The following is an 11657-nucleotide window of genomic DNA, read 5'->3' as shown; positions in this document are numbered from 1 at the left end:
AACAGTCAAGCCTGACTTTTACTTCGGTCAGGGCACGTGGAGGAGCGACCCCGCCGCCAGGCACGGGGAGCTCGACCCGAGCCAGAGGTCGCCGGGCGGCGTCTCGGCGCGCCACGCGTAGTAGCCGGGTTGGAGCGCCTCGAGGGTGAAGTGGACCCGGCCGACACCTGTCCGCGTGCGGGACACCGAGCCCGCGGAGGTCCCACAGAGGTCCGCGCTCCTCGCTCCCTCGCTCGGGTAGGGCCCGAAGAGGGTCCCGGTGAGGGTCACCGGGACCGGGAACGGCAGGTCGGCGACCTCGCCGGTGGCCCCGACCTCACCCAGCGCCATGGTCGGCGCGTCGCTCCACACGGAGGTGCGGGTGACGGCCCGCACCCTGACCGGAGGACTGCACGCCGACACCGGCAGGCTGGTGGCCGTGCCGTCGACGGTGACCCGCCACGCGTGGTAGCCGCCCGCTCCTGGCGAGACCGGTGGGAGCGCGTGCTGGCCGTCGGCGGCGACGGTGGCGGTCACGGTCGCCGAGGGCGAACCCGTGCAGTCGGCCGCGGCGGCCGAGGCGAAGGGCCCGTGCAGCGTCCCGGTCACGGTCCGGGGCACGCCGTCACCGGCGACCGTGGCGAGCACCCGGGTCGGTGACCCCACCGTGATCGTCGCAGGTGAGGGCGCCAGCGACAGGGACTGCGGGCCCCGCACGGGCGCCGCGGCGCCGACGACGATCGTCCGCTTGACCCCGCCCTCGGCCGCCGACGCCTGCCGGCGCCGGACCGGTGCCCGGAGCAGCAGGCGGTGCTCGGGGACCTCGTGGACCGTGGCGGCGACGTCCCGCCACCCGCGCTGGCCGGCGGCGAAGCGGGCCACGGCGCGGCCGTCGTCGCCGGTGACTCCCTCGACGGGCGCCTCCCCCGCGGCGGCCAGCGTCACCGGCAGCCCCGACGCCGGCGCGCCGTGGCCGTCGGTGACCGACACCGCGACCTCGATCGTGCCGCCGACGTCCGCACCCGCGGCCGTGACCTGGGCGCGGTAGACCCCGGCGCTGCGCCGGGACCCGGCCAGCATGATCCGCGCGAAGCGGCGTACGTCGGCCGACCGGCGCGCCTGCCGGATGCGCCGCGACCCCGCTGCGTCGGTGATGCGCCACCGCTTCGCGGCGAGCAGGTGCTTGACCGCGGCGTCGACGGCCGCTGCCTGGGTGGCGTCGCGATAGCCGCCGTACTTCGACAGGATCCAGGCGGCCCGCCGGGTCTCGCCGCGGGAGGCTCCGCGGGACTCGTGGAGGTCGCCCACGGGCTGGGGCGGCTCGTAACCGGCGCGGTTGTGGCGCTTGGACGGCGTCGTCACGTAGAGCCGTGCCTCCCCCAGGCGGTAGCCACCGATCCACCCGCCCCCCGCGGTGCCGGTCCGCGGGATCCGGTAGCCCACCCACCGCTGCGCCCGCTCGGCCGGGGCCGCGCCCGGCGAGGGGTGGGGGGTCACGGCCACCAGGAGGGCGGCGGCCAGGACGAGGACGACCGGCAGGGCCAGGGATGAAGCCAGGGATGAGGCCAGGGGTGCTGCGGGGCCGCGGGTGCGGTCGATGAGGGCGGGCATGGGTACCTCCTCACCCCACGGGCGTGGGGGCCACGGTGCCGGGATCGCTGGGGCTCCCGGTCGGGCCTGGCCCCCGGCTCGGGGTGGGTTGTGTGGTGGGTTGCGGTGCGCGGGTCGGTCCCGGCGCGGGCTGCGGGGTCGGCTGCTTGGTGGGCTGCTGCGTCGGCTGAGGGGTCGGCTGAGGGGTCGGCTGCGGGGCCGGTTGCTGGGAGGCGGGCTGCTGCGCCGTCGGGCTCCGGACCGCAGCCTCGTCGGGCGTGGGTGAGGGCCCTGTCGGTGCGGGTGTCGGGGAGCTGGTCGTGGCAACCGGGGCGGGCGCCGGGGGCGCGGTGGTCACCGGGGCCGGCGGCTCCGAGACGCGCACCCGCCCCGAGACGGGCACGGCGGTGGGCGAGGTGACCTGCCACCGGTAGGTGCCCGGGTCGAGGCCCTCCATGACGAGGCGCCGGCCGTCCGCGCTCCTCACCACCACGCTGCGTACGACGCTGAGTCCCGCCGGGCCCCGCACCACGACGCGGACGGTGGCCGGTCGCCGGGTCGCGTGCAGGTGCAGGGCCGCGCGGCCGACGGCGGGTGCGCCCGGCTGCACCAGGACCTCCCGCGGCTCGCGCACCTCCACGACCGGGCCCCGCGCGGTCGCGCTCGGCGGCGAGGCGATCCGGCGCTCGTCCGGCTCGTCGTCGCGCCCGAGGCCTCCGCCCGCCACGGCGGCGGAGGCCACCAGCACCACGGCGGCCGCGACCACCAGTCGCACGGCGAGGACGCGGTGGCCCGGATCGTGGTCCTCCGGCGGGGGCGCCGCGTCTGGCCCCGTGAGCGAGAACGGGACCCCGCGCGGGCGCCGTCGTCGTCGGCCCCGGGTCGTGGTTCCGGCCGCGTGGCGGGCGGGGCGCCCGGCCGGACGGTCCCCCACGGTGGTCGATAGGACGTGCGCAGCTCCGGGGCCCGCCGACCCGGCGCTCGACGGCCCGGCGCTCGCGCGCGGCCTGCGCTCCCCGTCGAGGTCGAGGACGGGCTCGACCAACCGGGAGATCCGCGCCGACGGCGGCACCCCGAGCTCGCCCCGCATCCGGTCCCGGTAGCGCTGGAACTCCCGCACCGCGGCGCCGCGGTCCCCCTGCCCCAGGTGGGCACGGATGATGAGCTCCCGGGCCGACTCCGAGAGCGGCTCGACGTCGACGGCGGCCCGGGCGGCGTCGATCGCCTGCACCAGGTCGCCGATCCCGAAGGCGTGGCGGGCGATGCGCTCCAGGGCCCGGACCCGCACCTGCTCGAGGCGTTCGCGCTCGGGCAGGACCCAGTCGTCGTACCAGGCCGGGAGCAGCGGCTCGCCCACGAGCGCGGCGAGCAGCGCCTCGGCCTCGTCCCCCGGCATCGGGAGCTCCGTCAGGTCCGCGGCCCGTCGTACGTCGTCCACGTCGACCTCGACGTCGGGGTCCAGTCCCACCTCGGTGCGGTCGGCGCGGAGCAGGCCCGGGCACTGCTGCTGGGTCTGCAGCACGGCGCGGCGGAGGCTGGCCAGGGCCCGGGCGTCGGTGCTGTCGGGCCACAGGGTGCCGGCAACGTGGGCGCGGGGCCGGCGTCCGGCGAGGCCCAGCAGCGCGACGAGCCGTTGCTCGCGGTGGTGGAGCGGGACGTCCTCGCCGTCGACGACCAGCCGCCAGCCACCCAGGAGGCGCAGGCGGGTGCTGGCTCCGTCTGCTCGACGTCCCTCCGGCATCCCGCCCCCCGAGGTCCGGCCCCGCGATCGGGCCCTCCACTGGTCCCTGCGTCTCCACGCTGCGTCGTCCACGGGCGTCCAGGTCCACCACGTCGAGCGTCGTCGAGGCCGCGACGGCGGCATGCCCGGACAACGTCTGGACGACCTCACCAGAGTGACAAGACCGAGCCCGGTCACGCACGTCCGGGACCACACATCCCCTCGATTGGGCTCGACGGTCTAGACCGCCCTCGCGCCCGGCCGGCGGTGTCACGCTGGGGTCACGCCGGCCCCGGTGCGATGACCGCTCACGCACCGCGCTCAGGGGGGAGGTGAACACCATGCGCAGGGAACTGACCATCGCCGACCTCGAGGCCGAGCACACCGAGCTGCTTCCGACCCGCGAGACGCTGAACTTCGGCTACGGCAACACCAACTGGGCCGCCATCACGGCGACCAACTCCTCGATGGCCCTCAACGCCGCGACCTTCTACTCCACGGCCAACAGCGCCGCGACCCAGATGATCGCCGTCTCGCAGGGCTGAGCCTGAACGCCGGCACCGGCGCGTGGCCCCCACCCGGGGACCACGCGTCCCGGTCGGCCGGGAGGCGACAGGAGAGGCCCCGCACGGCCGACCAGGAAAGGAGGGACAAGGATGTTGCACCGACCAGAGATCGCGCTGTCCGAGCTAGACGCAGAGGCGGCGGTGGCGCTCCCGCGCCGCGAGACGCTGAGCTGCCAGTTCGCCTGCGTCAACGTGACCAACGTCGTGGGCGTCAACCTCGCGATCGCCGTCAACGCCGCGACCATCGGCTCGCAGGCCGAGGCGCTCGCCATGCAGTACCTCGCCTCGTCGCAGGTGACCTGACCCCGACCGGTTGACTCGCCCGGCGACCGCCGACCGCCGACCGACGACGGCGCCGGGCCACCAGACCGGGCGGCGGGTGTGTTGCTCTGGCGCACCCGTCGTCCCAGAGCCCGACCCACCAGAGCACCCGGAGCACCTCCAGAGCACCCAGAGCAGGGCACACCAGAGCGATGGACCCCACGACTGCAGACCCGTACGCCGCCGCACCGGAGCGGACCACCGAGCCACGGCCCACCGAGCCGCGGTGGCGACGCGCGCTGGGCCTGGAGCTCCTCGGGCCCGTCCAGGGGTCGGGGCTGCGGGACGTCTCCTACCTCGTGCGCAGGGTCGACGGCCAGGTGGTGCAGCTGTCCGAGCTGCTCCACCTGGTCGTCGCGCACGTCGACCCGCCGCGCCCGGCCGAGGAGGTGGCGGCCGACGTCAGCGCGGCGTACGGGCGCAGCCTCACCGTCGACGGGCTCGAGCACCTCGTCACGACCCGGCTCGAGCCGCTCGGCCTCGTGATCGCCGACGAGGCGGAGGAGCCCATCCGTCCGGTCCGGGCCCGCCCGCTGCTCAGCCTGACCGCCAAGGGCACGCTGCTGCCGGCCCGCTGGACCAGCCGGGTGGCGGGCGTGCTGGCTCCGCTGTTCTGGCCGCCGGTCGTCGTCGCCGTGCTCGCGGGGCTGGTCGTCGCCGACGTCGTGCTCGTGACCCGCGGCGACCTGTGGCTCGCGGTGACCGAGCTGTTCACGACCCCGACGCTGGCGCTGGTGATGTACGCCCTCCTCATCGCCGGCGCGATCGTGCACGAGACCGGCCACGCCGCCGCGTGCCGCTACGGCGGGGCCGAGCCGGGCGAGATCGGGGTCGGGATCTACATCGTGTTCCCGGCGTTCTACACCGACGTCACCGAGTCCTACCGGCTCGGACGCAGCGGCCGCGTGCGCACCGACCTCGGCGGCCTCTACTTCAACGTGCTCTGCGTGCTGGCGCTCGCGGCGGCGTACGTCGCCACGGGCAGCGGGCTGCTCCTCCTCACGGCCTTGATCATGCAGGTGCAGATGCTGCAGCAGCTGGTCCCGGTGGTGCGCTTCGACGGCTACTACGTGCTCTCCGACCTGGCCGGCGTCCCCGACCTGTTCGCCCGGGTCGGGCCGGTGCTGCGCAGCCTGCGCCCGGGGCTGCCGGCCGACCCCCGCGTGACCGAGCTGCGTCCGCGCTCGCGCCGGGTCGTGACCGCCTGGGTCGTGACGATCGTCCCGCTGCTGGCGGGCGTGGTGGTGTGGCTGGTGTGGAACCTGCCCGAGCTGCTGCAGCGCGGCCGCGACGGCATCCAGCTCCAGCAGCAGGTCTTCGACGTGGCCTGGGACCGCCGCGACTGGGCGGCGATGGCCCTGGCGGTCGTCTCCATCGCGCTGATCCTGGTGCCGCTGGTGGGGATGGTCGTCGTCCTGTGGCGGCTGCTCACCTCGCTGGTCACCCTGTCGCGCAACCGCGCGGCCCGCCGCGAGGAGCAGGCGGCCTTCGAGGGGGACGCCGTCGTACCCCCACCGCCCGTGGTCTCGGCCGCCGGCTTCACCGACGAGATCATGTATCCCCCGCGGCCGCCGACGCCGGAGCACGGCTGGCGCCGGGCGGTCTACCGGGCCAGCGGGCGCCTGCTCAACCCCGGCCCGAGCGCCGTCGAGCGGCACCGCCGCGAGCTGGCGCGGCGGCTGCGCACCCCCATCGCCGGGTCCCGCCGGGTGGTCGTGATGAGCCGCAAGGGCGGTGTGGGCAAGACGACCATCGCGCTGGCCATCGGCAGCACCTTCGCGATGCTGCGGGGCGACCGTGTGGTCGCCGTCGACGCCAACCCCGACGCCGGCAACCTGGCGCACCGGGTCGCGCCCCCGCACGACCGCACCATCACCGACGTGCTGCGCGACCTGGACTCGATCACCAGCTACGCGGCGCTGCGGTCCTACACCGCGCAGGCGCTCGAGTCGCGGCTCGAGGTGCTCGCCTCCGACGACGACCCCGGGATCGGGATGGCGCTGGGCCGCGACGACTACCACCGGCTCATCGGGCTGCTCGACCGGTTCTACAACCTCATCCTGCTCGACACCGGCACGGGCATCCTCGACAGCGCCAACCAGGGGCTGCTGGCCGAGGCCGACCAGGTCGTCCTCGTGGTGCGGGCCGGCCTCGACGGAGGCCGGGCGGGCGCGCTGACCCTGGACTGGATGGACGAGCACGGGTTCGAGGACCTGGTCTCGCAGGCCGTGGTGGTGGTCAACGCCCAGCGGCGAGGGGCGGCGCCCCCCGACCTCATGCGCCGGCACTTCGAGAAGAGGTGCGCCCGCGTGGTGACCGTCCCCTGGGACGACGCCCTCGAACAAGGAGCCCTGACCGACATGTCATCCCTGCACCGACGCACCCGCGACAGCCTGGTGGACATCGCCGCCGCCGTCGCCGACAACTTCGCCCGGATGGGCGGCCGGCCGTGAGCCGCCACGTCCGGCTCCGCAACAGTGCGGCGTACGTCGCCCTCGCCGGCGTGCTGCTCGCCGGCGGCGCCGGCACGACGTCCGGCCCCGCCCGGAAGTCCGCGCCCGGTCGCGTGCTGGACCTCACCGCGAGCGCCCACCCCTCCTCCGCGCGGCCGGCGGTGTCCGACCGGGCCTTCGCCGAGGGCGCGACCCGCGAGCGCGAGGTCGACGCCGACGCGTCGGGCACGAGCTCGGCGACCTGCGACGGCTGCGCGGCCGAGAGCGCGACCCTCCAGGTCCTCTACGTGCAGCGCGCCGGCACGGCCCGGCTCGACAACGCGGCCGTGGCGTGGACGCAGGCGTGCACCGGCTGCACCGCCACGTCACTGTCGGTGCAGGTCGTCGTGGTGCGCGGAGGTCCGGCGCTCGTGCCCAACAACCGCGCCCTCGCCCTCAACGCCGGCTGCACGTCCTGCCGCACGACCGCGGTCGCCTACCAGGTCGTCGTCGCCGCCGACCGGGCGCGCCGGCTCTCCGCCGAGTCGCTGGCCGAGCTGCGGGCGTGGTTCGACGACCAGGCCGCACAGGTGCGCGCGTCGGTGGCCGCGCCGCCCCCCGACCCGGCCGCCCCGCCGGCTCCGGACCCGACCTCCGCGCCCGCCCCGGGCCCGACCGAGCCCACCGCCTCCCCCACGGCCTCCCCGGCGCCGGACCCGGCGCCCCAGCCCCAGTCGCGGCGTCCCCGCCGCCGCGACGCGGCGTCCGAGCAGCGGGCCGCCGCCGCTGCGCTCGACACGCTCACGGGGCTCGTCGCCCAGGACCTGTCGGCCGTCGCCGTCTCCTCGGACGTGGAGCTCACCCACTGACGCCGGGGACATGGACGTCGCGCGTTTCGACCGACGGCCGCTGGGCAGGACACGGGGGCGACCCCTCCCGGGGACCGCGCGACCGCCCGGCGGCGACGACCGCCGGCCAGAGCAGAGGGATGACACATGTCCAACTACGGCAACCCGCCGTCCGACCCCTACGGCCAGCAGGACGCCCCGGCCGGGCAGCAGCACCCCTACGGGCAGCAGGCCTACGGCTACGACCACGGCCAGCAGTACGGCGGCCAGGCACCGGCGCCGTTCGCGTCCTGGTTCCAGCGGGTCGGTGCCTACCTCATCGACAACCTGCTGGCGATGCTCGCCTACATCCCGGCCGTGATCGGGCTCGTCATCCTCGTGTCCAGCGTCGACACGACGACCGACCCGGTCACCGGCGTCACGACCTCCGAGGCGAGCGGCGGCACCGGCCTGGCCACCGTCCTGATCGTGCTCGGTGCGATCCTCGTCCTCGCGTTCACGCTCTGGAACATCGTCTTCAGGCAGGGACGCACCGGTTACACGATCGGCAAGGGGATCATGGGCATCAAGCTGATCTCCCTCGAGACCGGCCAGCCCGTCGGCGCCGGCATGTCGTTCGTGCGGCAGATCGCGCACATCCTCGACAGCATCCCCTGCAACATCGGCTACCTGTGGCCGCTGTGGGACGCCAAGCGGCAGACCTTCGCCGACAAGATCATGAACACCGGCGTCATCCAGCAGCCCAAGGGGTGAGCCGGTCCCCGCGGTCGTCACTACGCTGGGACCAGACGGCCGCGGGGCAGTCACCACCTGAGGGGAACCCACCCATGCGCGTGCCCACGCGACCCGGACGCACAGCAGCGTTCCTGCTGCTCGTCGCGACCGCCCTGCCGGGTCTCGCCGCCTGCGCGGGCGAGGCGGAGGCCGAGACCGTGCCGGCCGGCGCCGGTTCGAGGGCCGAGGTCCGCTCGGCGCTGGTCAGCCTGTACGCCGCGAACGCGGCGGGCGACGACTCCGGCGACGACCGGGACGCCGAGTGCTTCGCCGACGGCGTCCTCGAGCGGGTCACGCCCGCCCAGCTGCGCGACGGCGGCGTGCTCGACGCGTCGTACGAGCCCCGGGCCGAGATCGCCACCCTGGACCGGACGGTCGCCGAGGCGTGGACCGCGGCGCAGATGTCGTGCACCGACTTCGTCGAGGAGTCGACGCGGGCCCAGGAGGCGCTGACGAAGGGCCGCCTCGACGCCGACGCCTACGCGACCTGTCTCGAGGGCCGCCTCGACGAGGCGACCATCCACGACGCCTCGGTCTCGACCCTGATGGCGCGCTGGGACGACCCGGCGGTGGGCGAGATGAGCGTCGCGCAGTCGGAGTGCTCCGTGCTGTCGGTCCCGCGCGACTGAGGCCCGCCTCCGTCTCGGCCGATGGCACGATGCGCGGCATGACCTTCGCCTTCGCCCGGTTGCACCACGTCCAGCTCGCGATCCCCGCCGGGGGTGAGGACGAGTGCCGCGCCTTCTGGGGCGGCGTGCTCGGGATGACCGAGCTGGAGAAGCCGCCGGTCCTCGCCGCCCGCGGCGGCTGCTGGTTCGCCGGCGGCGGCCTCGAGGTGCACCTGGGCGTCGAGCAGGACTTCGCCCCGGCCCGCAAGGCCCACCCCGGCATCCTGGTCGACGACCTGCGGGGGCTCGCCGGGACGCTGGACGCCGCCGGGGTCGAGGTCACGTGGGACGACGAGTTCCCCGGGCACGACCGGTTCTACGCCGCCGACCCGTTCGGCAACCGGCTGGAGTTCCTCGAGCCGCGCTGATCGTCGAGGCACGGCCGCGCCTTGCCGGGCAGTCCGGTGGGTTCGGCCACGCTGCAGTGTGGCCGAGCCCACGGAATCACCGGGCGCCCGGTGATTCCGCAGCTCACGCCGCGACGGTCACCACCACGTGCGCCCGGCGGGCCGCGTCCACCCAGTGGCGACGGGCCCGGAGCAGCCGGACCGTCGACCAGGCCACGAACGGCACGGCCAGTGCCGGGACGAGCCACCAGACCGGCACCTGGGCGGCCGAGGAGAACAGGACCGCCGTGAGCGTGGTGCTCACGGCCAGCCGGGCGGAGTAGCCGACCATCACGATCGGCGGGGCCGGCGTGGCCCGGGCCGAGGAGAGCTGCACGGGGAACGGCCGCCGTCCCGACCACGACAGGGACACGGCCACCACCTGGAGCAGCACGACCACGAGCGTCACGACCAGCGCCGTCAGCTCGGTCGGCGTCGGCACGCCGGCACGCAGCGCGGCCAGCGCCAGCGTCGCCAGCGCGGCCGCGCCCAGCCACTCGGCCAGGGTCAGCGCCCGGGCGGCGAACACCGTCCCCGGCCCGACCGGCAGGCTCTCGCGCCACAGCGCGCCACGCCCGTCCAGGCACCACGCGTTGACCCCGAAGAGCAGCGCACCGCCGCTCACCACCAGCGCCGGCAGGACCAGCACCTGGGTCCAGTCCATCCCACCACCCAGGGCGACCAGCCCCGGCCCCAGCGCGAGGACGACGAGCCCGCGACGCATCGGCACCGAACGCCACACCGACGCCCGGTCGATGCGGCGCAGCACGGCGAGGTCGCTCGCCGGCAGCGGGCGGGCCGGGTGGCTGCCGGACTCGACCCTGAGCTCCTCGCGAGGCGTACGCCGCAGCGCGACGCCGGCGGGCCAGGCACCGACGACGACCGCCAGGCCCGTGAGGGCCGCCAGCGCGAGGAGCGCGGGGACGGCCCCGTCGCCCTCGACGACCACCTCGGCGAGGTGCCGCGTCGGGAGTCCCTCGAGCAGCGGGACCAGCCGGTCGGCGGCCTGGAGCGCGACCCCGACCGTGGCCACCAGGACGGCGAGGACCCGGACGACCAGGACGCCGTGGGTGGTGCGCCGCAGGGTCTCGACCAGCCAGCCGACCACCTGGGCCAGCGCCGTCGCGCAGAGGACCCACGCGGCGACGACGGCCTGGCCCGCGAGCCAGCCGTCGGTGCCGGTGGTGCGCGCGGCGACCCCGAGGAGCAGCCAGGCCTGGAGCAGCCAGGCGAAGTTGAGGGGCGCCAGCGCCAGCGCCCCGAGGTGCTCGGTGCGGTGGCCGATCGGGTGCACGGCCGCCTGCTCGCGCGGGACCAGCTCGCGGCCGCCACCGGAGGCCATCGCCGCCGCCACCGCGAGCACGAGGAAGCCGGCCAGCATGGCGCCGAGGTGGTCCGCCAGGACGGTCGTGCTGCCGGCACCGTCGACCAGCACGGGACCCACGGCCGCGGCGAGGGTGACCCCGAGCAGCACCGCAACCGCGACGGCCGCGGCACGCGGGCGTCGTACGGTGGCGGCGCGGAAGCGCAGCAGGTGCTGCAGGTCGGCGGACGCCCGGACCCAGCCGGCGAGCCCGGCGTCAGTCGAGGAGCGCGCGGTAGGCATCGGCGCCGGCCTCCCCGGTGAGCTCCCCGGCCTCCATCGCCGCGACCTGGGCGCCACCGCGCAGCACCACTGCGGTGCTGCAGGCCTGCATCGCCAGGTCGCGCAGGTGGGTCGAGACGAGCACGCTGGCGCCCCGGGCGCGGGCGTCCTCGATGACGACCATCGTCGCCTCGACGCCGAGCGGGTCGACGCCGTCGAAGGGCTCGTCGAGCAGCAGGACGTCGGGCTCGTGGAGGGCGGCGAGGACCACGGACAGCCGACGGCCCATGCCGTGGCTGAAGCCACTGGTCACGCGGTGGGCGACGTCGCCGAGCTCGAAGCGCTCCAGCAGGTCGCGGGCGCGGGTCTCCCAGTCGGCGAGCCGGCGGAGCCGCGCGGCGAGCTGGAGGTGCTCCCACGGGGTGGCGCGCGGGACGAGACCGCCCACGTCGGGGCAGTAGCCGACCAACCGCTTGACCGCGACCGGCTCGCGGGCGACGTCGACGCCGTGGACGAGGACGGTCCCGGCGGTCGGCGGCACGACGCCGGCGAGCACCCGCATGGTGGTCGACTTGCCCGCGCCGTTGCGGCCCAGCAGCGCGGTCGCGTGGCCGGCCTGCGCCTGCAGGTCGATGCCGGCCACGGCCTCCACCTCGCCGAAGCGCACGTGCAGGCCGCGTACGTCGATCACGGGCTCGTTCATGGCGACATCCTCCTGCGGGAACACCCGCCTCGGCGGGGTTTCCGGCACATCGTGGCCTCTGCAACAGCCACGAGCCGTCGGCTGG

11 protein-coding genes are annotated in these 11657 nt (G+C 75.7%); 7 read left to right on the top strand and 4 right to left on the bottom strand.

All coding sequences use genetic code 11. The features are described from left to right. Positions 1-27 precede the first annotated feature (27 nt). Both DAI17_RS15130 and DAI17_RS21675 read right to left on the bottom strand, forming a co-directional pair. The gene (locus DAI17_RS15130; protein WP_107774036.1) at positions 28-1590 is read right to left on the bottom strand and encodes an Ig-like domain-containing protein; all 1563 of its coding nucleotides are present in this window, start codon (positions 1588-1590) and stop codon (positions 28-30) included. A gap of 10 nt (positions 1591-1600) precedes the next feature. Next, positions 1601-3310 carry an AfsR/SARP family transcriptional regulator gene (locus DAI17_RS21675; RefSeq protein ID WP_107774035.1) on the bottom strand — a complete coding sequence of 570 codons (1710 nt, stop codon included), beginning with the start codon at positions 3308-3310 and terminating at the stop codon, positions 1601-1603. A gap of 320 nt (positions 3311-3630) precedes the next feature. On the opposite strand from DAI17_RS21675, the gene DAI17_RS15120 reads away from it, so the two are divergent. The 7 genes from DAI17_RS15120 to DAI17_RS15090 all read left to right on the top strand — a co-directional run bounded on the left by DAI17_RS15120 (position 3631) and on the right by DAI17_RS15090 (position 9266). Next, positions 3631-3834 (top strand): hypothetical protein, encoded by a 204-nt coding sequence (locus tag DAI17_RS15120; protein WP_159081581.1) that lies wholly within the window; start codon positions 3631-3633, stop codon positions 3832-3834. A 111-nt stretch (positions 3835-3945) separates the two neighbouring features. Continuing rightward, complete coding sequence (locus tag DAI17_RS15115; RefSeq protein ID WP_107774033.1) at positions 3946-4158, top strand: hypothetical protein; 213 nt, start codon at positions 3946-3948, stop codon at positions 4156-4158. Positions 4159-4328: 170 nt separating this feature from the next. Then, positions 4329-6629: a MinD/ParA family ATP-binding protein gene (locus tag DAI17_RS15110; protein ID WP_107774032.1), complete on the top strand. Its 2301-nt coding sequence runs from the start codon at positions 4329-4331 to the stop codon at positions 6627-6629. Next, the gene (locus tag DAI17_RS15105; protein WP_107774031.1) at positions 6626-7477 is read left to right on the top strand and encodes a hypothetical protein; all 852 of its coding nucleotides are present in this window, start codon (positions 6626-6628) and stop codon (positions 7475-7477) included. Before DAI17_RS15110 ends, DAI17_RS15105 begins: the two co-directional genes overlap by 4 nt. 126 nt (positions 7478-7603) lie before the next feature. Further along, a complete protein-coding gene (locus DAI17_RS15100) occupies positions 7604-8209 on the top strand; it encodes an RDD family protein (protein ID WP_107774030.1) in 606 nt (201 codons plus the stop codon). A gap of 74 nt (positions 8210-8283) precedes the next feature. Further along, on the top strand, positions 8284-8859 hold the full coding sequence (locus DAI17_RS15095; protein ID WP_107774029.1) for a hypothetical protein: 576 nt from the start codon (positions 8284-8286) through the stop codon (positions 8857-8859). A 38-nt stretch (positions 8860-8897) separates the two neighbouring features. Then, positions 8898-9266 carry a VOC family protein gene (locus DAI17_RS15090; RefSeq protein ID WP_107774028.1) on the top strand — a complete coding sequence of 123 codons (369 nt, stop codon included), beginning with the start codon at positions 8898-8900 and terminating at the stop codon, positions 9264-9266. A 103-nt stretch (positions 9267-9369) separates the two neighbouring features. Here DAI17_RS15090 and DAI17_RS15085 read toward each other — a convergent pair whose 3' ends face one another. Together DAI17_RS15085 and DAI17_RS15080 are read right to left on the bottom strand one after the other, a co-directional pair. Beyond that, positions 9370-10890, bottom strand: a complete 1521-nt coding sequence (locus tag DAI17_RS15085) for a hypothetical protein (RefSeq protein ID WP_107774027.1) — start codon at positions 10888-10890, stop codon at positions 9370-9372. Beyond that, complete coding sequence (locus tag DAI17_RS15080; RefSeq protein WP_107774026.1) at positions 10865-11572, bottom strand: ABC transporter ATP-binding protein; 708 nt, start codon at positions 11570-11572, stop codon at positions 10865-10867. The genes DAI17_RS15085 and DAI17_RS15080 overlap by 26 nt, the downstream gene beginning before the upstream one ends. Positions 11573-11657: the final 85 nt, after the last annotated feature.

Origin of the sequence: Nocardioides sediminis, from assembly GCF_003047295.1 — a bacterium.
GTDB lineage: Bacteria > Actinomycetota > Actinomycetes > Propionibacteriales > Nocardioidaceae > Nocardioides > Nocardioides sediminis.
The sequence above is the reverse complement of the archived record's forward strand: the minus strand, read 5'-3'. Positions and strand labels throughout refer to the sequence as shown.